Source organism: Siminovitchia sediminis (genome assembly GCF_042680885.1).
Lineage (GTDB): Bacteria > Bacillota > Bacilli > Bacillales > Bacillaceae_C > Siminovitchia > Siminovitchia sediminis.
The window spans coordinates 21,667-46,411 of record NZ_JBHUEO010000026.1; the positions used below are offsets into that span (position 1 = coordinate 21,667).

Genomic DNA, 24,745 nt, shown 5'->3' on the forward strand with positions numbered 1-24,745 from the left:
AACAGATGACGTTTATACTGGCACACCGGGGATCAGCCGGCACGCATCCCGAAAACACAATGGAATCTTTTATAGCGGCCGAAAAGGCAGGTGCAGACGGCATTGAGTTGGATGTACAACTGACAGCTGATCATGAAATTGTGGTAATACATGACCTGACGGTTGATAGGACAACAAACGGAAGTGGATATGTTCATGAATTTACCTTTAAGGAGTTGTCCAAACTAAAAGCGAATTATCATTCCACGCACTTTTTTAAAAAAAAATGCAGGATACCTGCATTGCGCGAAGTTTTTACATGGCTTTGCAGTAATAGTCTCTTATGTAATATTGAACTGAAAAACGCTGTAACCCGTTATCGAGGCATGGAAAAAATGGTCATTGATCTTATAAGGGACTATGGGCTTGAGAAGCGTGTCATCCTTTCATCGTTTAACCGTCAGTCGCTGGTTCATTGCCTGGAAATTAACCCCGATATACAAACAGCTTTACTTTACAATGAGGCGTTCTGTCGGCCATGGGAATATGCAGGGACACTGGGGGCAAGCGGTCTGCATCCAAAGCTGAAATGTATTACAGACAAGGATATACTCGCTTCCATGGAATATGGAGTGGCTGTGAGGCCATATACTGTTAATAAAGAAAAAGATATGAAAAGGCTTTTTTCCATCAATTGCTCGGCTATCATAACAGATTACCCGGGGAGGGCGTATCGGTTAAGGGAGCAAATTCAATATTAAAAGATCTGCCGCTGCCGCAGATCTTTTATTTTAGCTAAAATAACAAAAATGAGGGGGTGTTGTGAAAGAATGACTCCAGCATGCCGGCTTACAGGACCGGTGTACAGCAGACCGACAAAGCGTATATGTGCTCCTCCCCCAAAGCTGATCCGAGGATGAAGGAGCCGGGAGTGATTCTAACGTTCTAACGGCAAATGTGTTTTGCTGTGATGGCTGAACTTCCCTAATTCTGTTTGTCCGGTACTTACTGTTTCTTACCAGCTCTTTTTTTAAAACGATCCTGGACTTTATTTCTTTTTCTGTCCCGGTGTAAAATAAACCCGCCTATAAAACCCAAACCTAAAATAAAAAAAATCAATCCCAAAAGAAATTGCAGCCATAGATAGGGTAAAGGCGGTTGCAATATTCCAAAAAGCATGTCCCTCATCAGTTTAATTCCATAGCCTGCCAGCAGGCCGGGCAGAACCAACAATACAAGTGCTATTATTCTGGCCATGTAAATCTCCTTAAGAAGTATACTTCAAAAAAAATCATATCCTATCGGTATCATTTGTCAAGCTTCGCGCTTTTCGTTACAATCAATTGTGGTGTTAAAAGGCTGTCCCTTTTGCCGACAGGTACATCATGAGCCTGTATTTTTATGGGCCATTAACCGATAAAGATGGGGTGAGCTAGTGGAAATCTTTGAAAACATGGCCAAATACGATTATGAACAGCTGGTATTTTGCCATGATGAACAGTCTGGTTTAAAAGCCATCATTGCCATCCATGATACAACTCTTGGTCCTGCACTGGGAGGCACCCGGATGTGGACCTATGACAGTGAAGAGGCTGCCATTCGTGATGCACTTCGTCTTGCCAGAGGAATGACATACAAAAATGCGGCTGCCGGATTGAACCTTGGCGGAGGAAAAGCCGTAATTATAGGAGATCCCAAAAAAGATAAAACAGAAGAGATGTTTCGCGCATACGGCAGGTTCATCCAGGGATTGAACGGACGCTATATTACAGCAGAAGATGTGGGTACCACAGAAGAAGACATGGATATCATTTATGAGGAAACCAATTTTGTCACGGGTATTTCCTCTGCTTTCGGCTCTTCCGGCAACCCCTCACCTGTTACAGCATACGGGTGCTACGTCGGTATGAAAGCTGCAGTAAAGGAGGCCTTTGGCTCTGATTCACTTAAAGGAAGAACAGTTGCAGTTCAGGGTGTTGGAAATGTTGCCTTTGAACTTTGCCGTCATTTGCATGAAGAAGGCGCAAGTCTTATTGTTACAGATATCAATGAAGCAGCTGTAAAAAGGGCAGTGGAAACTTTCGATGCAGCGCAAGCAAGCCCCGAGGATATTTACGATGTAGAGGCAGATGTTTTTGCCCCATGTGCACTTGGTGCTATTATTAATGATCAAACCATTCCCAGGCTGAAAATGAAGGTCATTGCCGGTTCGGCCAACAATCAACTTAAAGAATCCAAGCATGGGGACATGATTCATGAAAAAGGTATTGTTTACGCACCCGATTATGTGATTAATGCCGGAGGCGTTATCAATGTGGCAGATGAACTTTACGGTTATAATCAAGAGAGGGCGCTTAAGAAAGTAGAGACAATTTATCAAAATGTGGAGAAAGTCATTCAAATATCAAAACGTGATGGAATTCCCACCCATGCTGCTGCCGACCGGATGGCAGAGGAAAGAATTGAAAAAATACGCAAATCCAGAAGCCAATTCATACTGAATGACAAGCATATTCTGTACAATAGAATATAATGAACAATATCATCCGCCCGGTGTTATGTGTGATTGTTACTAAGATGAAAAACCGTGCGGATTGACTGTTTTTTGGATTAAAAGGGGGCATCCGAATGGCTCAAGAATATGATTTGGTTATTATCGGGGGAGGAACGGGCGGCTACGTTGCTGCTATTACAGCTTCCCGGCTGGGATTAAAAACAGCTATTGTAGAACATGAAGCTCTGGGAGGTACATGTTTGCATAAAGGCTGTATTCCAAGCAAGGCGCTGCTTCGGAGTGCAGAAGTATATAGAACTGTCCAACAGAGTGAAACATTCGGGGTTGAAATAGAAAAGCCCGGTTTAAATTTTACAAAAGTACAGCAGAGAAAAGCAGACATTGTGGATCGGTTACATAAAGGTGTCCAGTTTTTGATGAAAAAAGGAAAGATTGATGTTTATAATGGTTTTGGGCGTATATTGGGGCCATCCATCTTTTCTCCCTTGCCGGGAACTGTATCGGTAGAGATGGCAGACGGAAGTGATAATGAAATTCTTATTCCAAAAAATGTCATCATCGCAACCGGTTCCCGAAGCAAGTCTTTGCCTGGGCTGGACATTGACGGAACATACATACTCACATCAGACGAAGCGCTTCAAATGGAACAGCTTCCGAAGTCTATGCTTATTATTGGCGGTGGTGTCATCGGGGTGGAGTGGGCTTCCATGCTGGCCGACTTTGGTGTGGAAGTAACTATACTGGAATATGCCGAACATCTATTGCCGGCAGAAGACCAGGAGATTTCCAAAGAATTGGAGCGGCTCTTTAAGAAAAAACATATCCAAATTGCAACAAAGGCAAGGGTATTGCCTGAAACATTCTCAAAGAGAAGTGGACTCGCTTCAATTGACGCGGAAATCAATGGGGAATCCAAAACATTTTCTGCAGAACAAATTCTTGTATCTGTCGGCAGAGAACCGAATTCAGATCAAATCGGACTCCAAAATACAGAAATTGAAACAGAAAATGGGCTGATCCGTGTAAATGAATATTATCAGACGAAGGAATCGCATATATATGCTATAGGAGATGTCATTGGTGGCCTGCAGCTGGCCCATGTTGCATCACTTGAAGGAATAAAAGCCGTGGAACATATTGCAGGAATGAATCCACAGCCTGTAATGAATATAAATATACCGAGATGTGTTTACAGCAGCCCGGAAATTGCAAGTATAGGCTTGACAGAAGCAGCTGCAACAGAAAAAGGGTATAATATCAAGACCGGTAAATTTTCTTTTCAGTCCATTGGAAAAGCACTGGTGTCCGGAGAAACCGATGGCTTTGTTAAAATTATATCAGATCAGAAGTCCAATGATGTTCTCGGAGTCCATATGATCGGGCCCCATGTAACTGAACTGATATCAGAGGCCGGGCTTGCCCGCGTACTTGATGCAACACCGTGGGAAATTGCCCAAACGGTACATCCTCATCCCTCCTTGAGTGAGGTAATAGGAGAAGCAGCGTTGGCAGTGGACGGAGACGCCATACATAGTTAACAAAAAGTAAAAATTCGGGAGGTTGAAAGGATGGCAAATAACCGTCATAAAGATCTTGGATTGAGCGATCAGGAAGTATTAGACATGTATGAAACCATGCTGCTCGCCCGAAGAATTGATGAGCGCATGTGGCTGTTGAATAGATCCGGAAAAATCCCTTTTGTTATTTCCTGCCAGGGACAGGAGGCTGCTCAAGTGGGAGCCGCCTATGCACTAGACCGTCAAAAGGATTATCTTCTGCCATATTATAGGGATCTTGGGGCAGTCCTGAGCTTTGGCATGACACCCAAGGACATTATGCTGTCCGGTTTTGCCAAAGCGGAAGATCCGAATTCCGGCGGCAGGCAGATGCCGGGACATTTTGGACAAAAGAAAAACCGGATTGTTACGGGATCCTCTCCTGTAACGACTCAAGTCCCTCATGCAGTGGGAATCGCTTTGGCGGCAAAGATGGAAGGCAGTGATCTTGTCGCTCTGGTCACATTTGGGGAGGGATCATCCAATCAGGGAGACTTTCATGAAGGCGCCAATTTTGCCGGCGTCCATAAGCTTCCGGTTATTTTTCTGTGTGAAAATAATAAACTCGCCATTTCAGTACCAATTGAAAAACAGCTTGCGTGTGAAAAAGTATCAGACCGTGCCGCAGGCTACGGAATGCCTGGCATTACCATTAATGGCAACGATCCGCTTGAAGTTTACCAAGCGGTAAAAGAGGCAGCCAATCGCTGCCGCAGAGGTGAAGGTCCTGTACTGATTGAAACGATGTGCAATCGATTGACAGCTCATTCTTCTGATGATGATGACCGCACATACAGGTCTTCGGAAGAACTGGAAAAAGCCAAGAGTGAAGATCCCGTCCTATTGTTCGCTTCTTATCTGAAGGAAAACGGACTGTTGGACGACGAGCTGGAGAAAGAAATGAATGACCGGATTATGAACCAGGTGAATGAGGCCACGGATTATGCGGAGGAAGCGCCATATGCATTGCCGGAAGATGCCTTAAAACACGTGTACCACGAGGAACAGTAAGGGGGTAGCTTTATGGCTGTCATATCATATATAGATGCAGTCACCATGGCGCTCAAAGAGGAAATGGAGCGGGATGATAAAGTGTTCGTCCTTGGTGAAGATGTCGGAAAAAAAGGAGGAGTCTTCAAAGCAACCCAAGGACTTTATGATTTGTTCGGTGAAAGCAGGGTCATTGATACACCTTTAGCTGAATCGGCCATCGCGGGAGTCGGTATTGGAGCTGCGATGTATGGTTACAGACCTGTCGCCGAAATGCAGTTTGCTGATTTTATCATGCCTGCTGTAAATCAGATCATATCAGAGGCTGCCCGGATTCGTTACCGTTCCAATAACGATTGGTCATGCCCGATGGTTATCAGGGCTCCATATGGCGGCGGTGTTCATGGGGCGCTGTATCATTCCCAGTCAGTTGAAGCAATATTTGCAAATCAGCCGGGCTTGAAAATCGTGATGCCTTCCACTCCTTATGATGTGAAAGGCTTGTTAAAAGCAGCAATCAGAGACGAGGACCCTGTGTTATTTTTCGAACATAAAAGAGCTTATCGACTGATCAAAGGGGAAGTTCCTGACGACGATTATGTCTTGCCAATCGGAAAAGCAGATGTTAAGCGCGAAGGTGATGATATCACTGTTATCACTTACGGTTTGTGTGTCCATATGGCGCTGCAGGCGGCTGAGCGGCTTGCAAAAGACGGCATAGAAACACATCTATTGGACTTACGCACGGTGTATCCTCTCGATCAGGAAGCAATTATCGAAGCGGCTTCCAAAACGGGCAAGGTTTTGTTGATTACAGAGGATAACAAAGAAGGAAGCATTATTGGCGAAGTTGCAGCAATTATAGCGGAAGAGTGCCTGTTTGAGCTTGATGCACCCATCAAGCGCCTGGCGGGTCCTGATATTCCTGCAATGCCCTATGCACCAACCATGGAAAAGCATTTTATGGTAAATCCGGATAAAATAGAAAAAGCAATGAGGGAGCTTGCTGAATTTTAAATAGTCCCATCATGTCGTAAAGGAGGCGTATTTTATTTGGCTTTAAGAACAATTACGATGCCCCAGCTCGGGGAAAGTGTAACCGAGGGGACGATCAGCAAATGGCTTGTAAAGCCTGGGGACACCGTTCAAAAATATGACCCTCTTGCCGAAGTCATAACGGATAAAGTCAACGCTGAAGTACCTTCATCTTTTACCGGAACGATCCAGGAAATTATAGTAATGGAAGACGAAACAATTGAAGTAGGGGAAGCGATTTGTACAATAGAAACAGCAGACAGCGGAGACGGACCGCAGACTGACTCCCCGGCATCCAACGGGAAAAGAAAGGATCCCTCCGAAAACCAAAATCAAATCACAGAGCAGCAGTCTCAACAGACAGAAACGGGCATCAAAAAAGCCCGCTATTCACCTGCAGTGGTCAGACTGGCTCAAGAACATCAAATTGATTTGGAACAGGTGGAAGGAAGCGGCAGAGAGGGCCGGATTACAAGAAAAGATTTACTGAGGCTGATTGATTCAGGCCATCTGCCGAAAAAGACCGATGCCGGCAGGGAGATAAAATTGGATCCGTCAGATGCTGTATTCAAACCTCCTATTCCGTCCATTCCACTGCCTTCCAGCCCGGGTGATATTGATATCCCAATTACCAATATCCGAAAAACGATTGCTGCGAATATGGTCCACAGCAAACATGAAATCCCGCATGCATGGATGATGATGGAAGTGGATGTTACAAATCTTGTGCAGTTCCGGGATTCCATTAAGCAGGAGTTTAAACAAAAAGAAGGCTTTAATCTGACATATTTTGCTTTCTTTGTCAAAGCGGTGGCCATGGCTCTCAAGGAATATCCAATGATGAATTCAATGTGGGCCGGAGACAAAATTGTCCAGAAGAAAGAAATCAATCTTTCTATTGCAGTTGCCAGTAAAGATGTTTTGTATGTTCCTGTCATCAGACATGCCGATGAACTCTCTATAAAAGGAATCGCAAAGAAGGTTTCCGAGCTTGCTCATAAAGCAAGAAGCGGAAAACTTACAGCCGAAGATGTCCGAGGCGGAACATTTACAGTAAATAATACCGGTTCATTTGGATCGGTACAGTCCATGGGCATCATCAACCACCCTCAAGCGGCCATATTACAGGTAGAATCCATTGTAAAAAGACCGGTCGTTTTAAGTAACGGCGGTATCGCAGCACGCGATATGGTCAATCTTTGCCTGTCATTGGATCATCGGATTTTAGATGGGCTGGTTTGCGGGCATTTCTTAAACCGTGTGAAAGAAATTTTGGAAAGTGTCTCAAAAGATCATACGTCTATTTATTAAAACAGCCTTCCCGTACTTGTAATTGGCAAGTACGGGATATTTCGTATGTTGTAACGTTTCTTCAACTATACTAAAATAGAATAAAGTTTACCTGATTTGCAACCGCTTTCAAATATGGAAGAGGAGAGGATGGCCTCATGCTCTTAGAGCAGATGAAAAGTATCACTTTCCCAAAGCCAACACTTTCTCAATGGAAAGAGGCTGCCAAAAAAGCATCAAAGCAAAATTCTCTGAATCATCTTTACAAGGAAACGTATGAGGAAATCACATTATCCCCCCTCTATACAAAGGAGCCAACGAATAAGGATAGGATTGGCCAATATCCGGGAGGAGGTTCCTCTGTAAGGGGATTTCACAGTCCGGAAAAGGGAAACAGCTGGCTTATCGCTCAAAGGATCAGGCACAGGGGTTGGAATGAATTAAAAGAGCAGGTCAGGTTATCTCTTGAAAGAGGGCAGGAAGTTATTTCTTTTGATCCCGATTACCTTGAAAAGGCGGAGAACATAAACTTTCGAGAATTAAATAATCAAGGACAGCTTCAACAGGTTCCGCTGTTTATTTTGACAAATCAGCATTTTGAAATGATAGTGAGCAAGCTCCATGCAGTCAAAACGGTCCAATTGAAGGGGGCAGTTGCCCAAGATCTTTTGACTGCATGGATAGCCAGAGGACTTACGGTGAATCCGGAAAGTGAATTCATGGATTCACGGGTTGCGAGATGGGTGGAGCTTCACCATTGTTTCCCGAAACTTCGTACTATTCTTATAGATTCTAAGCCATTCAAGGAAGCAGGGGCTCACGTTGTCCAGGAGCTTGGGATTTCATTGGCATCTGCTGTCTTTTATATTGAACACTTGAAAAATGCAGGATGGCCCCCTGAGGCAGCGGCCGGAAAAATGATTTTTCGATTTGCCATTGGGAACAATTTTTTTATGGAACTCTCAAAATTCAGGGCATTCCGGGTCCTGTGGAAAACGGTGGCAGACGCATATGAAATACCGGCAGATCAACAGGCTGTCCCCGTTTTGGGCGAAACCTCCGAATGGACAAAATCATTTCTGGATCCTCATGTAAATATCCTTCGTGCAGGAAACGAGGCTTTTGCAGCAGTTTTAGGAGGCGTTGACTATTTGCATGTAACACCTTTTGATGAATATACCGGAGGACCAACAGATGTCTCCGCCAGAATTGCCAGAAATACTCAACTGTTATTGAAAGAGGAATCTCGTTTGGAGCAGGTAATTGACCCCGCCGGCGGATCTTATTATATCGAACATCTGACTTCCCGTATCGTAAAGGAAAGCTGGGATCTGTTTCAAAAGATTGACAGGAATGGGGGGATTCTGGAAACGCTGAAAAAAGGGTGGATCCAAAAAATAATCAAAGAGACGGCTGCGGCTGCGATGGAAGATTTTGAAACCCTCCAACGTTCGGCTGTTGGAGTAAATAAGTACGCGATAGCCGATGAAACAATCAGTCTTCCGCGGCAGCAGAAGCTTCCCGTTCCCGATATTGCGGCAAAAGGAACGGTACAAATTGAAGCTCTCTCACCACACAGGCTGGCAGAAAAATTTGAAGGCTTGCGAAAGCGTTCTGACCTGCTGGCGAAGAAAGGATCGCGGCCATCCGTCCGGTTGGTCTGTGTTGGTGATCTGAACGGCTATAAGCCTCTAGCAGACTTTGTTACAGGTGTTTTGGCAGCAGGAGGAATCGAGTCTGTTTGGAGTAAAGAATTAAAAAGCCCGGAAGAAGCAAAGGAATATATAAAACAGGCTGATAGTAAATATTTTTGTGTTTGCGGGTCTGAATCATCAGTAAAAGAGCTGGGTCCACAGATTGTCCGGTGGGCAAAAGAACATATTCCGGATATACACCTGGAAATGGCGGGAAAACTACCGGAGGGTGAATTTGAATCACTTGATCTGGATGGGGTGTATATTTCGGGCCAAAACATCTATCAAAAGCTTCATGCTCTGCTGGATCGATGGGAGGAGGATGAACATGAGACAAAAGCCTGACTTTCAATCCATCATGCCTGGTGACGGTCCAATCCCGGAAAAAAAACCGGAATGGGTACCCCTTATAACCAGCGAGCAGATCCCGTTAAAACCTTTCTATACACAGGAGGATGTCGAACAGCTGGAGTATACTGACACACTGCCGGGAATTCCACCTTATACGCGCGGTCCATATCCAACGATGTATACCACTCGTCCATGGACAATCAGACAATATGCCGGATTTTCTACTGCCGAAGAAAGTAATCAGTTTTTCCGCCGGAATTTGTCCATGGGCCAAAAAGGATTGTCCGTGGCATTTGATTTGCCGACGCATCGCGGTTACGATTCGGATCATCCAAGAGTCGAGGGGGATGTGGGGAAAGCGGGGGTGGCCATTGATTCCGTCCTGGATATGAAAATATTGTTTGACGGCATTCCCCTGGATCAGATGTCTGTTTCCATGACGATGAACGGGGCTGTAATACCTGTGTTGGCTTTTTATATTGTGGCAGCTGAAGAGCAGGGTGTAAAAAAAGAGCAGCTTTCAGGTACGATTCAAAATGATATTTTAAAAGAGTATATGGTAAGAAACACCTATATTTATCCGCCTGCAATGTCAATGAGAATTATTGGTGATATTTTCGAATATACCTCCCGATACATGCCCAAATTCAACGCTATTTCAATTTCAGGATACCATATGCAGGAGGCCGGGGCTCCACCTGATATTGAGTTGGCCTATACACTTGCAGACGGTCTTGAGTATGTCCGTACAGGCATTAAAAGAGGGCTTGAAATTGATTCCTTTGCTCCCAGATTGTCATTTTTCTGGGGAATAGGAATGAATTACTTTATGGAAGTCGCAAAACTGCGGGCGGCCCGAACGATGTGGGCAAAGCTGATGAGCTCATTTCATCCAAGAAACCCGAAGTCACTTGCTCTTCGTACACATAGTCAGACATCCGGATGGAGCCTTACGGAGCAGGATCCGTTCAATAATGTGGTCAGGACGCTAATTGAAGCACACGCTGCCATTATGGGCCACACGCAATCTCTCCATACAAATGCTTTGGACGAAGCAATAGCCCTTCCAACGGAATTTTCTGCAAGAATTGCGAGGAACACACAACTTTTTCTGCAAGAAGAAACCGGAATGACCTCTGTAATTGATCCGTGGGGCGGTTCGTATTACGTAGAAACATTGACGGACCTGTTAATGACAAAGGCTTGGGAGCATATAGAGGAAATAGAAGAGCTTGGAGGGATGTCAAAGGCGATTGAAACAGGACTTCCTAAAATGAGAATCGAGGAAGCTGCTGCCCGGCGGCAGGCCATGATTGATTCAGGCAAGGAAATCATTATTGGCATGAATCGGTATCGACCTGAAGTGGAGCAGGACATTGATATTTTACACATAGACAACACAGAGGTAAAAAAGAAACAGTTGGACCGGATCAGACAACTGAAGGAACGACGCTCCGCGAAAGCAGTTCAGGCTGCTTTGCAAAAATTGGCTGAAGGAGCTGCAGACGAAGATGCCAATTTATTGGAGCTTGCTGTGGAGGCAGCCAGGGCAAGAGCTACCCTCGGGGAAATTTCTTCGGCTATAGAGCAAGTATGTGGGAGGCATAAGGCCGTAAGCAGACCCGTCAGCGGAGTATACAGCTCACACTATTCCGATAAGGCAGAAATCCTTCTTGTGAAAGACATGATCAAAGAGTTTATTGAAAATGAAGGCAGGAGGCCGAGAATTTTAATTGCAAAAATGGGCCAGGACGGGCATGATCGCGGGGCGAAGGTGATTGCCGCTGCATTTGCTGATATAGGTTTTGATGTGGATATCGGACCATTGTTTCAAACACCCGAGGAAACGGCCAGACAGGCAGCAGAAAATGATGTGCACGTCATTGGGGTCAGTTCTCTTGCAGCAGGCCACAGGACACTGCTTCCAAAGCTTGTCAAAGAATTAAAGAAATTGGGAAGAGAGGATATTATTGCAGTCGTTGGCGGCGTCATCCCTCCTCAGGATTATGAATATCTGAAAGCAAACGGTGCTTCTGCTATTTTCGGTCCTGGTACAGTTATCCCTGCTGCAGCCAGAGAAATCATTGCGGAAATTTACCTGAGGCTGGGATACAGGGAAGTGGAACGTTCCAATGAGTAAATTCAGCCGTAATAAATTTATGATGGAAACCCAAAGAGAGGAAAATGTGGATCAGATCATCGAGGGACTTCTGAAAGGTGACCGAATGATGCTGTCAAGAGCTATTACGCTCATTGAAAGCCAGGCAGGCCGTCATAAAAAACAGGCGGAAGAAATTCTCCAACGAATAATGACTCGCTCCGGGAATTCCATCAGAATTGGCATTTCAGGGGTCCCTGGAGCAGGGAAAAGCACATTGATTGAATCCTTGGGCTTGCACTTATGCAAACAAGGGTATCAGGTTGCAGTACTGGCAGTAGATCCTAGTTCTGCCGTACATGGAGGAAGTATTCTCGGAGACAAAACAAGAATGGAACAATTGTCGAAGCATCCAAACGCATTTATCAGGCCATCTCCGTCAGGAGGGAGACTCGGGGGTGTTCATCTGAGAACAAGAGAAACGATCTTCATCTGCGAAGCAGCAGGATACAATGTGATTTTAGTAGAAACGGTGGGCGTAGGGCAGAGTGAAGTGATGGTCAGGGATATGGTCGATTTCTTTATGCTTCTTGTTTTAACAGGTGCGGGCGATGAATTACAGGGAATGAAAAAAGGAATTATGGAGTTTGCGGATGCAGTGATCATTAATAAAGCAGATGGTCCCAACGCAGAGGCTGCCAAAAAAACACAGCGGGAATACCAGCAGATATTGCAGTTTCTGCAGCCGGCCGCAAATGACTGGGTCCGTCCTGCCCTTACATGTTCGGCACTTTATGGAGAGGGGATCGAGCAGATTTGGAAAACCGTGTTGGAATTTGAGAAAACAACAAAAGAGTCCGGCTTGTTTTATAACAATCGGAACATACAGGCAAAGGCATGGCTGTATACAAACATCAGAGAAAAGCTGGAAACCGATTTTTTTAGTCATGAGAAAATAAAGAACCTGATACCCGATATAGAAAAAAAGGTGTTAGAAGAAAAGATGACAGTTACGAAAGCAAGCAAGATCTTATTTAATGCTTTTTATGGAAAATAATTTTACATGAAGGCGTGAGTGAAGCTTGAGGTAAAGTGCTGGGGGACTCAGGCAGCCAGGCCTCGGGGCTGAAGGCTCGAAACACCCCGGCGCTGAGTTTCACTGCACGGATACTTTCTGAGTGACGGAGTCAGCAAACACATTCATTATATGAAATATTCCCTGTTTTTTTATAAAAAAAAGGACAGCCTGATAGCCGTCCAAAAAACATCTAGGGAGTTTAGGGGTATGGATCTAGATGTATTTATATTCTACCCGATCTTTTTATTGTTAAACCAAAAAATAATGAAATTCCCAAATTTGATTAAAGGACTTCTAAATTGTTATGATAGCAATAGAACTTTATCTATATAAGTTTTGAAAGGGGAAGTTTGAACTATGAGCATGGACTTTAATTTATATGTGAATGATATCGTGCGGCAAGCCCGTGAAGAAATGGAACAGGCTGGATATGAGCAGCTGAAAACTCCTGAAGAAGTAGAAGATGCGCTGGCCCGAAAAGGGACAACCCTTGTTATGATTAACTCTGTTTGTGGCTGTGCAGGAGGTGTTGCACGTCCTGCGGCGACTCATGCTATTCACTATGACAAGCGTCCGGATCATTTGGTAACGGTATTTGCCGGCCAGGACAGAGAGGCGACAGCCAAAGCGAGAAGCTATTTCACGGATTATCCCCCATCTTCTCCTTCTTTTGCTTTGCTGAAAGACGGGAAAATCTGCAAAATGGTAGAACGCCATGAAATTGAAGGGCATGATCCCATGTCTGTTGTAAATAAACTTCAACAATACTTCGATGAATACTGTGAGGAAATCTAACTTAACCTTAATGATGCATGAGATTTCACCCTTTGACCAAACTAAGTAAAAAGGGTGAAACGTGTGCGTTTTCTTTTAGTATTCTTTTTACTTGCCGGTACCCCTTTTTGGCCGTTTGATGCTGATCTTCTTCCAGGGGATCCGTTGATCATTATCAATAAGAAGACCAATGAATTGGCATGGATTGACGGAGGAAAGATTCAGATGCGTACCAAGGTGGCAACAGGGAAGACGAAAGACCTGACGCCCGAAGGGCTGTTTACTGTCAAAGTAAAAGCCGTCCAGCCGTATTACCGTAAAAAAGATATCCCAGGGGGTGATCCCCGCAATCCCCTCGGATCCCGCTGGATTGGATTTGATGCAAAAGGAACAGATGGGCGAATCTATGGATTGCACGGGACCAATCAGCCTGATTCAATAGGGAAATATGTATCCGAAGGATGTATAAGGCTTTCTCAAATCCCGCTTGAAAGTTTGTATGAGGCGGTGCCGGAAGGAACCAAAATATTGATTACACATACCGATTTAACATTTGAGCAACTGGCCAGCGAAGCCGGGGCATTATAAAAAGGCCTTGCAGGAGCAGGCCTTTTTTGCTTCAGGCTAAGGTATATCTATATTGCCGGAGATGTGAATATTTATATATAGGGTGCTTCATTTATTTCCGACAGACAGGATATAGGAGTGCAAGCGAAACGGCAGGCACCGCTGACAGCCTGCTGTGTTCCATTGGCCCAAAAGCAAAAACTACGCCTTCGCTTAAGCCGATAAATACCAGAAGCACTCTGTCAGAACATAGATGAAAAGGTCCTTATGCGCTTTACTTAACACTTATATCTACAGCATGAATGACAAACCCGCCATTAAGGTGGTGGCAATCATGGAAAACACCATTAAATATATAATGAATCTCCGAAGTTTTTTGTTGGACAATGTCTTCACTCCTTGTCTCATCACTTTACCTTCTATTTTATATCCAATGTATTGAGGAGACAAGTCCGGACAACGATCTTTCTCATGGCGGAGGAGAGTCAAAAAATGGAGGTTGCTGTATGAAAAAAGTGGATCATATCGGCATTGCTGTCCAGTCCATAGATGAGTCATTAGCGTTTTATACAAATGTTCTTGGCTTTCAGTGTATAGGGGTCGAGGAAGTAGTTTCCCAGCAAGTAAAAGTCGCTTTTTTGGATGCCTGCAATATTAAGCTTGAATTATTGGAATCACTTGATCACAATGGGCCGATTGCAAAATTTATTGAACGGCGAGGAGAAGGCATTCACCATGTGGCATTAGGAGTAGATTCCATTGAAAAACGCATTGCTGAGCTGAAAGAAAAAGGCATCCAAATGATTGATGATACCCCAAGAACAGGCGCGGCACAGACCCGAATAGCCTTTATGCATCCGAGATCCGCGCATGGTGTCTTATTCGAATTGAGTGAGAAAAGACATGTGGAGGAGAAATGAGTGGCGGACCTATACGATAAAATTAATGAGTTGTATGACCAACGCAGGAAGGCTGAACTCGGAGGCGGGGATGAGAGGATTCAGAGACAGCATGAAAAAGGCAAATTGACAGCCAGAGAAAGAATTGATCTCTTATTGGATAAAGATACATTTGTAGAACTGAATCCATTTACAGAACACCGTTCAACCGATTTTGGTTTGAATGAGAAAGTATATCCAGGTGACGGCGTCGTTACGGGATATGGAAAAATTAACGGCAGGCCGGTTTATCTTTTTTCACAGGACTTTACTGTTTTTGGCGGAGCCCTTGGTGAAATGCATGCAAAAAAAATTGCCCAAGCGATGGATTTGGCTGCTAAAAATGGCGCGCCTTTTATCGGTTTGAATGATTCGGGTGGTGCCAGGATCCAAGAAGGGGTTGTTTCCCTGGACGGATATGGCCACGTCTTTTACCGAAATGCGATTTATTCCGGTGTCATTCCTCAAATATCCGTGATCATGGGTCCGTGTGCAGGAGGAGCCGTATATTCTCCGGCCATTACTGATTTTGTTTTTATGGTTGACAAAACAAGCCAAATGTTTATAACCGGTCCGAAAGTCATTGAAACGGTTACCGGTGAAAAGATTTCTACGGAAGACCTGGGAGGTGCCAAAGTACATAATACAATCAGCGGGAATGCACATTTCCGCGGGGAATCCGAAGAAGAAGTGTTGTCAATGGTCAGGAGGCTGCTGAATTATTTTCCGCCGAACAACTTGGGATCCTCTAAGCTTGAAGGGGAAACCGGGGATGACTGGCGTCCTGACTTGGCAGATATTGTTCCCTTTGATGGCGTAAGACCTTATGACGTCCGTGCCGTCATTGAACAAGTGGTGGATCATGCCTCTTTTATGGAGGTTCACCGTGAGTTTGCGAAAAATATGGTTGTTGGTTTCGGACGGATACAAGGAGAAACCGTCGGGCTTGTTTGTAATCAGCCAAAGTTTCTTGCAGGGAGTCTAGATATCAACTCCTCAGACAAAGCAGCACGATTTATCCGCTTTTGTGATGCCTTTCATATTCCAATTATTACATTTGAAGATGTGACCGGTTTTTTTCCGGGGATAAAACAAGAACATGGCGGGATTATCAGACATGGAGCGAAAATACTTTATGCTTATTCAGAAGCGACGGTCCCAAAGATTACTGTGATATTAAGGAAAGCATATGGAGGCGCATATGTCGCAATGAACAGCAAAGCCATTGGCGCAGATTTGGTTTTTGCCTGGCCAAATGCAGAGATAGCGGTTATGGGACCGCAGGGTGCAGCCAATATTATCTTTTCACGTGAAATTGCTCGAAGTGGAAATCCTCAAAAGACACGACATGAAAAGATACAAGAATATCGGGAGAAATTTGCCAATCCCTATATTGCTGCTGCCCGGGGGATGGTTGATGATATTATTGATCCCAGGGAAACAAGAATGAAGTTGATCCAGTCTTTGGAAATGCTGAGGCAAAAACAAGAAGAGAGACCACGAAAAAAGCATGGAAATATTCCACTGTAAGAAGGAGGAGAAATAACATGGTCAATGAGAAGCGGCTGCTTGATGAATTTTTGGAGCTGGTACAGACAAATTCGGAAACAAAGAACGAAGCAGCAATAGCAAGGTTATTAAAGAGGAAATTTGAAGAGCTGGGTGTTGATGTATTTGAGGATGATACAAAAGAACAGACAGGACATGGAGCGGGAAATTTAATTTGTAGTTTAAATGGGACAAAAAGCGGTGCGCCTCCCCTTTATTTTACCTCCCATATGGATACAGTGGTTCCCGGAAATGATGTGAAACCGTCGATTCAAGACGGATATATTGTGACAGACGGTACGACTATTTTGGGAGCAGATGATAAGGCCGGGCTGGCTGCTATGCTTGAAGCTGTAAGGATTTTAAAAGAAAATAAGATTCCTCATGGCGATATCCAATTTATTATTACAGCAGGTGAAGAATCCGGACTGGTTGGAGCTAAAGCCCTTGATTCAAAGCTTGTCAAAGCAGAATTTGGTTTTGCCCTTGACAGCGATGGTCCAGTTGGCAATATTATTGTAGCAGCGCCAACACAAGCAAAGATTCATGCGGTAATTTATGGAAAAACAGCACACGCCGGAGTAGCTCCGGAAAAAGGGGTATCAGCCATCACTATCGCAGCAAAGGCCATTGCGAAAATGCCTCTTGGTCGGATAGATGAAGAGACCACAGCCAATATCGGAAAGTTTGAAGGCGGAAAAGCAACAAATATTGTGGCCGATCGTGTTGACATTTTAGCCGAAGCACGGTCACTAGTTGCTGAAAAAATGAATGCCCAGACTGAGAAAATGAAATCGGCATTTGAATTAACAGCTGAAAAGATGGGCGGACATGCGGAAGTGGATATCGAAGTCATGTACCCCGGTTTTAAATTTTCTGACGGGGACCATGTGGTTGAAATAGCTAAAATGGCTGCACGGAAAGTCGGGAGGGAACCTCGATTATTGGCAAGCGGTGGAGGAAGTGATGCTAATATTATCGCAGGTTTTGGCATTCCAACCGTCAATTTGGCGGTGGGCTATGAAGAGATTCATACAACGAAAGAGCGAATGCCTATCTCCGAATTAAATAAATTAACAGAAATGGTTGTAGCCATTATTGAAGAAGCAGCTGCCGATTAAGGATTGATGGATTGTGAAGAAATATAACCCCAAAGAAGGCCGGGTCATCCTTCACGTGGATATGAACAGCTTTTTTGCTTCAGTAGAGATTGCGGATGACCCCTCTTTAAGAGGAAAACCCCTGGCCATTGCGGGAGATGCGAAACAAAGAAAAGGCATTATCGTTACTTGCAGCTATGAGGCTAGAAAATTAGGGGTCAAAACAACGATGCAGCTTTGGGAAGCCAAAAGGATTTGCCCCGATTTGGTAGTGAGACAGCCTAATCACGAAAGGTATCGGCTTGTTTCCAGGGAGATATTTCATGTGTTGAGAAAATATAGTGATCTGGTGGAACCTGCCTCCATTGATGAAGGATATGTAGACATCACGGAGTGCCAAGAGCTCGGAAGTCCCATTCAAATAGCCCGGATGATCCAAAAGGAATTAATTCAGTCTCTAAACTTACCTTGCAGCATTGGTATTGCTCCCAACAAGTTTTTGGCGAAAATGGCATCTGACATGAAAAAACCGATGGGGATTACCATCTTGAGAAAGCGGGATATACCAGCCGTTTTGTGGCCGCTGCCAGTTATTGAAATGCATGGCATCGGTGAGAAAACAGCTGCCAAATTGGAAAAGATTCAAATTAAGACCATCAAGGATCTGGCACATGCGAATGAATTACAGCTGCGGTCAGTACTGGGTATTCGAGGGTCCCGGTTGAAAGAGCGTGCAAATGGGGTAGACCGCCGAAAAGTAGATCCGGAAGCGGCCGCTGTCAATAAAAGTATTGGCAGTTCTGTTACGTTGCCAAAAGACACGACCTATCAGGCTGAACTTTTTGCGGTTCTCGAAAAGTTGTCAGAGAAGGTGGCAGCAAGGCTGAAAAGAAAAGAATATGTTACAAAAAATGTAGCAGTGATGATTAGGTATAAGAACAGGGAAACGATTACGAGAAGTAGGATGCTTGATCGGACGATCGTTGAAGCGGAGGATATTTTTGAAGCAGCCAAGTCACTGTTTTTAAAAAATTGGAACGGGCAGCCGGTGAGGCTGCTGGGAATCACCGGCCAGGATCTCATAAAATCTGATCATGCCATTGAGCAATTAAGCTTATTCACTTATGAAGAAGAGGTAAAGAAAGAGCCTTTGAAGCAGGCGATTAATCATATTCAGAAGAAATACGGCCCATCCATGCTGCAGACAGGCGCAGAGGCCTTCAAGTCCGATAAGAAAAAAGATCCGTAATTATGTTTTCTTAAATAGGCGCTTAAAAAATGATAGGGATGCCTTTTTTTTCTTTTTCTTTAAGAAATGGGTGTTTTTTTTCAGTGGTGGATCGATGAAAATATGCTCCTTATCAATCGCGTGCTGATAGGTCAGCACAAGGCCAATATCTGTTTGATGATCCTGATCTTTCACGATGGAAAAAGCAACCTTTTTTTCACGCGCTTTTTTGATATAATCAGACAAATATTGATAGGGCAATTCACCATTTAATAATAGAGTCGCTTTTGGATGCTCTTTCATCAGGCATTCTATTTCAGGATAGATGCCCGGCTTCATTACCTGGCTTTTAGTCAAGGCTATAAGGATTCTTTCCCGGATGGTCCCCAGAAATCTCCTCCGTTCTGCTATTTTTGTCTGCTTGGGGCCATACATCCCTTTTTCCAAATAATCTTCAACATTGGCACGTTTCACGAGCAGCACCTCCAAGATAACATATTCACCTTTTGTAAACCGGGTGAAAGACGTTGTTTTAGGATATAGAAATGATGAAAAGCAGGTGATCAGATGAATCTTTTGTTTCTCGGTACGGGGGCAGGAGTTCCGGCAAAGCTGCGGAATGTAACCTCCATCGCTTTAAAATTATTGGAAGAGAGGAATGCCGTCTGGCTGTTTGATTGTGGCGAGGCGACACAGCATCAAATTCTCCACACAACGTTAAAGCCGCGGAAAATCGAAAAGATTTTTATCACCCATCTGCATGGTGATCATATTTTTGGTTTGCCGGGCCTGTTGGGCAGCCGCTCTTTCCAGGGCGGGACAACGAAGTTAACGGTATATGGCCCCAAAGGGATCCGTGAATTTCTCGATACCTCGCTGCATGTGAGTGAGACCCACTTAAAATATCCTCTTTCTATTATTGAATGCCAGGAAGGTTTGGTTTTTGAAGATTCACAGTTTACCGTGGAAGCCCTGCTGCTGGATCATGCTGTCCCAAGTTTTGGTTTCCGGATTACAGAACATGACAAGCAGGGGGCGCTGGATGCGGAGAAGCTTCGGAAAGCAGGAATTCCACCAGGTCCCATCTATCAGCGGCTGAAAAACGGAGAGACGGTCACACTTGAGAACGGAAGAACCATTAGAGGATCAGACTTTGTCGGCCCGCCGAAGAAGGGGCGGGTGGTTGCTATTGTAGGAGATACGAGGCCCTGTGAAAATGCAGTCACATTGGCACGGGATGCTGATCTCCTCGTTCATGAATCTACCTTCTCCGGGGATCATGAACAAATGGCCCGGGAGTACTTCCACTCCACCACTCTTCAGGCAGCCGAGACTGCCCGCAGAGCGAATGTACATCAGTTGTGCCTGACCCATATCAGCTCCAGGTACGGAAAAGAGGATTGGAAAGTCCTGGAGAAGGAAGCACAGTCCATCTTCCCCAACACACAAATTGTATCTGACTTTACGAGTATTGATATCTAGAACTGCTCTTGGTTGCTCATAGATAAAAATAGAAAAGCGGCTGCCGGAAGTCATCAGCTGAATTTCCTTGCAGCCTTTCATGTTAGCTGCAGTTGAATGCAGGAGGATAGAAGGGGAATATGGCCTAATCTTCTGTCCTGGCCTCTTGTATAGGGAATATTCAGCCCGCCGCTTGAGTGGCTAAGAAACTGTCATTAAAAATAGCCTGCGCATCTATCCGGCGCTTTACTTATTTCCACCCGCGCTCATATTGGACCGGGGGTTCAATGGGATGGCCCAGTTCATTGGCTGCTGTTCTTGGCCAATAGGGATCTTTTAAAAGGGCGCGTCCGAGGAAAATCAGGTCCGCTCTGTTGTTTTGCAAAATTTCTTCAGCCTGAATGCCCGTAGTAATCAGGCCAACGGCGCCCGTAGCAATATGAGCTTCATGTTTGATTTTTTCGGAAAAAGGAACCTGGTACCCGGGATAGGCATGAATCTTCGCAGGAGATACGGCTCCTGAGCTGACATCAATTAAATGAACGCCATCTTCCTTCATCCATTTGGCAAATGTTACATAATCGTCCGGTGTCAGTCCTTCTTCCAGATAATCATTTGCTGAAACTCTGACAAACAAGGTGCCATCCCATACCTTCTTCACTTCAGCAATCACTTCTTTTAGAAAACGGTAGCGATTTTCTACAGATCCTCCGTATTCATCTGTTCGATGATTCGAGAGCGGTGAAAGGAATTCATTGATCAGGTAGCCGTGGGCTCCATGAATTTCGATGATGTCAAATCCGGCCTGCTTTGCCCGTTCAGCTGCTTTCCCAAAAGCAAGGACCGTATCATTTATGTCTGACAGGCTCATTTCTTTTGGCGTTTTCATTTGGTCATTAAAAGGAATGGCAGAAGGGGCAATAATTTCTTCCTCCAATTCTGCTTTCCTGCCGGCATGCGCAATTTGAATTCCGGCTTTTGCACCATGTGCCTGGATCATGCTGACCAGCTTCCTCAGTCCTTCCACATGAGCATCACTCCAAATTCCCAAGTCCCGCGGGCTGATTCTTCCCTGTGGAGTAACAGCTGTTGCTTCAAGGATAATTAGCCCGGCTTGCCCCACAGCCCGGCTTGTATAATGGGTGTAGTGCCAGTCTCCCGCCATTCCGTCCTCATTATGGCAGGAATACATGCACATCGGTGACATGACAATGCGATTTTTTAATATTAAATTGTTGATCTGGTACGGTTCAAATAGTTTGGCAGACATCGTTAAAAGCTCCTTTCATTTGCAGTTCAATTGCCATTATAACAAGAGGGGCTTCGAACTTCAGACCGTATGCTTAGATTCTTGACTCCGTCCCAGCCGCTTAGACTTCTCCGCAGCTGCTTTGATGCACTCAACAATCGCATCATGTACTTTATATTTTTGAAGGACTTGAATGCCGACCTCCGTTGTCCCTCCCGGACTGGTTACAGCTTTCCGCAGTGCGGAGGCTTCAGAACCTGTAGTTTTCAGCATTTCCGCGGCACCTGCCAGTGTTTGAAGAATCAGCTCTTTTGCTGTATCTGCTTCAAGGCCGATCTCTTCTGCAGACCTCTCCATGGCCTCAACTATATAGTAAATATATGCAGGACCGCTGCCTGAAAGGGCAGTAATGCCATCCAGTTGATTTTCTTTGACCACTGCGGTCATTCCGATCGATGAAAACACCTCGGCTGCCAGCTTCTGTTGATATTCCGATACATGAGGGTTAAAGGAAATGCCTGTTGCCGACTTCCCGACGCTTGCAGATGTATTCGGCATAGCTCGCGCAACAGCGCAGGACTCTCCAAGATTTTCTTCGATATAAGAAATGGATATGCCGGCCATGACGGAAATAAAAAGGATATCTGATGTAACGTATGGCTTTATTTTTTGAAAGGATGAATGGGCATCTTTCGGCTTTACTGCAAGCACAACTATATCAGAATGCTGCATGAGAGCGGCCATATCGTATGTGTGCCGGACGCCGAAGCGGTCTTCAAGCTCGGTTAACTTTTCCCGGTCTTCCCGGTTGGTGACAAAGATGTCTTGTCCCCGGCAGATGTTTTTCCTTAATAACCCGGCGATGATCGCTTCTGCCATAGATCCGGCTCCGATGAATGAAATCTTCATGTGGTTTTCCCTCCATCATTGTTCGTATACATGCAAGAATTGTGTTTTGCTGACGGGATTCCCAGACTCGACAGCAGCTGTCAGATGTAGTTTCTCAAAACAAAAAACCTTTCATCCATCAAAGGACGAAAGGATTGCTTCCGCGGTACCACCTTTTTATTAGCTGCCTGACCCGTCGTACAGCTATCTTAAACCCTGTAACGCAGGGAGCACGGTCAGTTTTGCTGACAGCTCACTGGGCAGGTTCGATAAGTTAGCGGATGAGGGGCCTTTCAGCCTCTGGACCCCATTCTCTTTCATCGTTGGCTTATCTACTGATCCCGTTCATTGCTGTTTTTTCAATTATATATGATTATCCTTTTTGAGCGAAAAATTGTCAAGGGATTTACGCCTGCTTTCCTCATATATTCAAATACCATGACATCCCGGATAAAAGCCGCTACACTTATAATTGTTTACATGATTTCGTGAAAAAACGATGAATACGAGGGATTGCAGTGATGAAAGAAGAAATATTTAAGATTGTTATGCCTACACCTTTTGCGGTGGGGGATGTTAATGCTTATCTGGTAAAAGGAGACTCTCTTACACTTATAGACGGAGGGGTAAAAACAAAGGAAGCTTGGGATGCGTTTCAAAATCAGTTAAAAGATTTGGGATATAAACCCGGGGATATTGAGCAGATTGTGTTGACCCATCATCATCCCGATCATGTCGGGCTGCTGGATTGGCTGCCGGAAGATATTCCTGTTTACGGTCATCCCTATGCCCGTCCATGGCTGGAACAGGATAAGAATTTTTCTAAAGGGTATGATCAGTTTTACATCAGGCTGTTTACAGAGTTTGGGATGGAAGGAAACCCTGATCACATGCTGGCAGCCTTGAAAGCGCCTTTGCGCTATGCAGCCCGGCGGAAACTGACTTATGAGATAGAAGAAGACGATGTAATACCGGGACTTGAAAATTGGATCATATTGGAGACACCGGGGCATGCCCAAAGCCATTTGGTTTTTTACCGAGAAGAAGATGGGACGCTGATTGCGGGTGACCACATTTTGGCAACCATCTCATCCAACCCGCTGCTTGAACCTTCTCCTGATCCATGGAAAGAACGCCCGAAACCCCAGCTCCAATACAACCAATCTCTAAGAAAAATGCTTGATTTGGAGATCAGCAAGGTTTATACCGGCCATGGCACTGAGGTTATGAAAGTTCGTCAACTCATCGAACGGAGGCTTGCAAGACAGCACGCCCGTGCGATGGAAGTCCAGGAATTGCTGAAGGAAGGACCTGTAACGACGTTTGAACTGGCAAAAAACCTTTTCCCCGAAGTATATGAAAAACAGCTTGGCCTGACATTGTCCGAGACGACCGCACAATTGGACTATTTGTTATTCAACAAAGCCGCCCTGAAACAATTCGATGAATCCGGAACGGCTTATTTTTCAGCATGATGGTGATGGGGATATGAAGAGAAATCCACGCCTAAAAGACAAGACTGTTGTAATTACAGGGGCTTCCGGCGGCCTTGGAGAGCAGACGGCTTATCGATGTGCTGCCAGCGGAGCAAACCTTGTGCTGCTCGCCCGTAATTTGGAGAAGCTGGAGCACGTGGCCAGCCACATTCGCCGACAGTTCGGGGTGGGCTGTCTTCCGATGCAGCTCGATCTTGCCTGCCCCGAAGAAATACCTGATGTTTTTCATTCAATCATTGATCAAACCGGAGGAATTGATGTATTGGTAAATAATGCGGGATATGGTATATTTGCCGAAGCAAAAGATGTATCTCCTGCTGATGTGAAAGGAATGTTTGCAGTCAATGTCATTGGCCTGATCATCTGTACAAAAGAAGTGATCCCTTCAATGAAGCGGAGAAAATCAGGCCATATTATCAATGTTTCCTCGCAGGCGGGAAAGCTGGCCACTCCGAAGTCCAGTGTCTATTCTGCCACAAAGCATGCAGTTTTGGGATATACTAACAGTCTCCGGATGGAACTTGCCCGAGATGGGGTATTCGTTACGGCTATTAACCCGGGCCCCATGGCCACAAATTTTTTTGAATTGGCGGATCCAAGCGGAAACTACGTGAAAAATTTAGGCCGCTATATTTTATCAACGGAAAAAGTCGCGGATCAGATGGTGGCTGCCATGCTGACCAACCGGAGGGAAATTAATCTTCCCGGCTGGATGAATGCGGGCAGCCTATTGTATGCATGGTTTCCGAAGCTCGTTGAGCGGTTCGGTAAAAAAGCCTTTTTTAAGAAATAAAAATTGTACCCTTCTTTTCAGATTTACTGGAAGAGAAGGGTATTTTTTTGGCTGGTGTTTGAAAAAGCTCCTAGAAAATTCCATTGAATAAACGGGAGGAAAATGAGTATAATGGGA

23 protein-coding genes are annotated in these 24,745 nt (G+C 44.9%); 18 read left to right on the forward strand and 5 right to left on the reverse strand.

Translation table 11 applies throughout. From position 1 onward, the window contains the following. The first annotated feature begins 5 nt into the window (after window positions 1-5). Complete coding sequence (locus ACFSCZ_RS09910) at window positions 6-740, forward strand: glycerophosphodiester phosphodiesterase (protein WP_380773767.1); 735 nt, start codon at window positions 6-8, stop codon at window positions 738-740. A 244-nt stretch (window positions 741-984) separates the two neighbouring features. On the opposite strand, the gene ACFSCZ_RS09915 is transcribed toward ACFSCZ_RS09910, so the two are convergent. After that, window positions 985-1,236, reverse strand: a complete 252-nt coding sequence (locus tag ACFSCZ_RS09915) for a DUF2627 domain-containing protein (protein WP_380773768.1) — start codon at window positions 1,234-1,236, stop codon at window positions 985-987. 178 nt (window positions 1,237-1,414) lie between these two features. On the opposite strand from ACFSCZ_RS09915, the gene ACFSCZ_RS09920 reads away from it, so the two are divergent. The 10 genes from ACFSCZ_RS09920 to ACFSCZ_RS09965 all read left to right on the forward strand — a co-directional run bounded on the left by ACFSCZ_RS09920 (window position 1,415) and on the right by ACFSCZ_RS09965 (window position 13,948). Further along, window positions 1,415-2,512: a Leu/Phe/Val dehydrogenase gene (locus ACFSCZ_RS09920; protein WP_380773769.1), complete on the forward strand. Its 1,098-nt coding sequence runs from the start codon at window positions 1,415-1,417 to the stop codon at window positions 2,510-2,512. 95 nt (window positions 2,513-2,607) lie between these two features. Continuing rightward, window positions 2,608-4,032, forward strand: a complete 1,425-nt coding sequence (gene lpdA, locus ACFSCZ_RS09925) for a dihydrolipoyl dehydrogenase (protein ID WP_380773770.1) — start codon at window positions 2,608-2,610, stop codon at window positions 4,030-4,032. A 30-nt stretch (window positions 4,033-4,062) separates the two neighbouring features. Next, window positions 4,063-5,061, forward strand: a complete 999-nt coding sequence (locus tag ACFSCZ_RS09930) for a thiamine pyrophosphate-dependent dehydrogenase E1 component subunit alpha (protein ID WP_380773771.1) — start codon at window positions 4,063-4,065, stop codon at window positions 5,059-5,061. Window positions 5,062-5,073: 12 nt separating this feature from the next. Then, window positions 5,074-6,057: an alpha-ketoacid dehydrogenase subunit beta gene (locus ACFSCZ_RS09935; RefSeq protein WP_380773772.1), complete on the forward strand. Its 984-nt coding sequence runs from the start codon at window positions 5,074-5,076 to the stop codon at window positions 6,055-6,057. Between the two features lie 57 nt (window positions 6,058-6,114). Then, on the forward strand, window positions 6,115-7,386 hold the full coding sequence (locus ACFSCZ_RS09940; RefSeq protein ID WP_380773883.1) for a dihydrolipoamide acetyltransferase family protein: 1,272 nt from the start codon (window positions 6,115-6,117) through the stop codon (window positions 7,384-7,386). A 137-nt stretch (window positions 7,387-7,523) separates the two neighbouring features. Further along, window positions 7,524-9,404, forward strand: a complete 1,881-nt coding sequence (locus tag ACFSCZ_RS09945) for a methylmalonyl-CoA mutase family protein (protein WP_380773773.1) — start codon at window positions 7,524-7,526, stop codon at window positions 9,402-9,404. A 13-nt stretch (window positions 9,405-9,417) separates the two neighbouring features. Then, window positions 9,418-11,550: a methylmalonyl-CoA mutase gene (scpA, locus tag ACFSCZ_RS09950; RefSeq protein WP_380773884.1), complete on the forward strand. Its 2,133-nt coding sequence runs from the start codon at window positions 9,418-9,420 to the stop codon at window positions 11,548-11,550. Next, window positions 11,543-12,565, forward strand: coding sequence for a methylmalonyl Co-A mutase-associated GTPase MeaB (gene meaB, locus ACFSCZ_RS09955; RefSeq protein ID WP_380773774.1), 1,023 nt, complete (start codon window positions 11,543-11,545; stop codon window positions 12,563-12,565). The genes scpA and meaB overlap by 8 nt, the downstream gene beginning before the upstream one ends. Before the next feature lie 378 nt (window positions 12,566-12,943). After that, entirely contained in the window at window positions 12,944-13,381 is a 438-nt protein-coding gene (locus tag ACFSCZ_RS09960) for a BrxA/BrxB family bacilliredoxin (RefSeq protein ID WP_380773775.1), read from the forward strand. Between the two features lie 63 nt (window positions 13,382-13,444). After that, on the forward strand, window positions 13,445-13,948 hold the full coding sequence (locus tag ACFSCZ_RS09965; protein WP_380773776.1) for a L,D-transpeptidase: 504 nt from the start codon (window positions 13,445-13,447) through the stop codon (window positions 13,946-13,948). A 270-nt stretch (window positions 13,949-14,218) separates the two neighbouring features. Here ACFSCZ_RS09965 and prli42 read toward each other — a convergent pair whose 3' ends face one another. Further along, window positions 14,219-14,485: a stressosome-associated protein Prli42 gene (gene prli42, locus ACFSCZ_RS09970; protein WP_380773777.1), complete on the reverse strand. Its 267-nt coding sequence runs from the start codon at window positions 14,483-14,485 to the stop codon at window positions 14,219-14,221. Here prli42 and mce point away from each other — a divergent pair. The 4 genes from mce to ACFSCZ_RS09990 are packed head-to-tail and all read left to right on the forward strand — an operon-like array spanning window position 14,434 to window position 18,762. After that, window positions 14,434-14,847, forward strand: a complete 414-nt coding sequence (gene mce, locus ACFSCZ_RS09975; protein WP_380773778.1) for a methylmalonyl-CoA epimerase — start codon at window positions 14,434-14,436, stop codon at window positions 14,845-14,847. The genes prli42 and mce overlap by 52 nt on opposite strands. Further along, window positions 14,848-16,395 carry an acyl-CoA carboxylase subunit beta gene (locus tag ACFSCZ_RS09980; RefSeq protein ID WP_380773779.1) on the forward strand — a complete coding sequence of 516 codons (1,548 nt, stop codon included), beginning with the start codon at window positions 14,848-14,850 and terminating at the stop codon, window positions 16,393-16,395. Between the two features lie 17 nt (window positions 16,396-16,412). Further along, window positions 16,413-17,534 (forward strand): M20/M25/M40 family metallo-hydrolase, encoded by a 1,122-nt coding sequence (locus ACFSCZ_RS09985; protein ID WP_380773780.1) that lies wholly within the window; start codon window positions 16,413-16,415, stop codon window positions 17,532-17,534. Between the two features lie 13 nt (window positions 17,535-17,547). After that, window positions 17,548-18,762, forward strand: a complete 1,215-nt coding sequence (locus ACFSCZ_RS09990; RefSeq protein WP_380773781.1) for a DNA polymerase IV — start codon at window positions 17,548-17,550, stop codon at window positions 18,760-18,762. On the opposite strand, the gene ACFSCZ_RS09995 is transcribed toward ACFSCZ_RS09990, so the two are convergent. After that, window positions 18,763-19,215: a YueI family protein gene (locus ACFSCZ_RS09995; RefSeq protein ID WP_380773782.1), complete on the reverse strand. Its 453-nt coding sequence runs from the start codon at window positions 19,213-19,215 to the stop codon at window positions 18,763-18,765. Between the two features lie 93 nt (window positions 19,216-19,308). Here ACFSCZ_RS09995 and rnz point away from each other — a divergent pair, with 93 nt between their 5' ends. Beyond that, window positions 19,309-20,223: a ribonuclease Z gene (gene rnz, locus ACFSCZ_RS10000; RefSeq protein ID WP_380773783.1), complete on the forward strand. Its 915-nt coding sequence runs from the start codon at window positions 19,309-19,311 to the stop codon at window positions 20,221-20,223. 229 nt (window positions 20,224-20,452) lie between these two features. Here rnz and namA read toward each other — a convergent pair whose 3' ends face one another. Together namA and proC are read right to left on the reverse strand one after the other, a co-directional pair. Further along, the gene (gene namA / locus ACFSCZ_RS10005) at window positions 20,453-21,472 is read right to left on the reverse strand and encodes an NADPH dehydrogenase NamA (protein ID WP_380773784.1); all 1,020 of its coding nucleotides are present in this window, start codon (window positions 21,470-21,472) and stop codon (window positions 20,453-20,455) included. 60 nt (window positions 21,473-21,532) lie between these two features. Then, window positions 21,533-22,360 (reverse strand): pyrroline-5-carboxylate reductase, encoded by an 828-nt coding sequence (gene proC, locus ACFSCZ_RS10010; RefSeq protein WP_380773785.1) that lies wholly within the window; start codon window positions 22,358-22,360, stop codon window positions 21,533-21,535. 500 nt (window positions 22,361-22,860) lie between these two features. On the opposite strand from proC, the gene ACFSCZ_RS10015 reads away from it, so the two are divergent. Both ACFSCZ_RS10015 and ACFSCZ_RS10020 read left to right on the forward strand, forming a co-directional pair. After that, window positions 22,861-23,814 (forward strand): MBL fold metallo-hydrolase, encoded by a 954-nt coding sequence (locus ACFSCZ_RS10015; protein ID WP_380773885.1) that lies wholly within the window; start codon window positions 22,861-22,863, stop codon window positions 23,812-23,814. A 13-nt stretch (window positions 23,815-23,827) separates the two neighbouring features. After that, complete coding sequence (locus tag ACFSCZ_RS10020) at window positions 23,828-24,628, forward strand: SDR family NAD(P)-dependent oxidoreductase (RefSeq protein ID WP_380773786.1); 801 nt, start codon at window positions 23,828-23,830, stop codon at window positions 24,626-24,628. The last annotated feature ends 117 nt before the right edge of the window (window positions 24,629-24,745 follow it).

Coding starts and splice junctions, on each gene's coding strand:
- ACFSCZ_RS10020 (WP_380773786.1), top strand. CDS start 23,828: ATGAAGAGAAATCCACGCCTAAAAGACAAGACTGTTGTAATTACAGGG.
- rnz (WP_380773783.1), top strand. CDS start 19,309: ATGAATCTTTTGTTTCTCGGTACGGGGGCAGGAGTTCCGGCAAAGCTG.
- ACFSCZ_RS09930 (WP_380773771.1), top strand. CDS start 4,063: ATGGCAAATAACCGTCATAAAGATCTTGGATTGAGCGATCAGGAAGTA.
- lpdA (WP_380773770.1), top strand. CDS start 2,608: ATGGCTCAAGAATATGATTTGGTTATTATCGGGGGAGGAACGGGCGGC.
- proC (WP_380773785.1), bottom strand. CDS start 22,360: ATGAAGATTTCATTCATCGGAGCCGGATCTATGGCAGAAGCGATCATC.
- mce (WP_380773778.1), top strand. CDS start 14,434: ATGAAAAAAGTGGATCATATCGGCATTGCTGTCCAGTCCATAGATGAG.
- ACFSCZ_RS09935 (WP_380773772.1), top strand. CDS start 5,074: ATGGCTGTCATATCATATATAGATGCAGTCACCATGGCGCTCAAAGAG.
- prli42 (WP_380773777.1), bottom strand. CDS start 14,485: ATGACTCATCTATGGACTGGACAGCAATGCCGATATGATCCACTTTTT.
- ACFSCZ_RS09960 (WP_380773775.1), top strand. CDS start 12,944: ATGAGCATGGACTTTAATTTATATGTGAATGATATCGTGCGGCAAGCC.
- ACFSCZ_RS10015 (WP_380773885.1), top strand. CDS start 22,861: ATGAAAGAAGAAATATTTAAGATTGTTATGCCTACACCTTTTGCGGTG.
- ACFSCZ_RS09985 (WP_380773780.1), top strand. CDS start 16,413: ATGGTCAATGAGAAGCGGCTGCTTGATGAATTTTTGGAGCTGGTACAG.
- scpA (WP_380773884.1), top strand. CDS start 9,418: ATGCCTGGTGACGGTCCAATCCCGGAAAAAAAACCGGAATGGGTACCC.
- ACFSCZ_RS09940 (WP_380773883.1), top strand. CDS start 6,115: ATGCCCCAGCTCGGGGAAAGTGTAACCGAGGGGACGATCAGCAAATGG.
- ACFSCZ_RS09915 (WP_380773768.1), bottom strand. CDS start 1,236: ATGGCCAGAATAATAGCACTTGTATTGTTGGTTCTGCCCGGCCTGCTG.
- ACFSCZ_RS09945 (WP_380773773.1), top strand. CDS start 7,524: ATGCTCTTAGAGCAGATGAAAAGTATCACTTTCCCAAAGCCAACACTT.
- namA (WP_380773784.1), bottom strand. CDS start 21,472: ATGTCTGCCAAACTATTTGAACCGTACCAGATCAACAATTTAATATTA.
- meaB (WP_380773774.1), top strand. CDS start 11,543: ATGAGTAAATTCAGCCGTAATAAATTTATGATGGAAACCCAAAGAGAG.
- ACFSCZ_RS09910 (WP_380773767.1), top strand. CDS start 6: ATGACGTTTATACTGGCACACCGGGGATCAGCCGGCACGCATCCCGAA.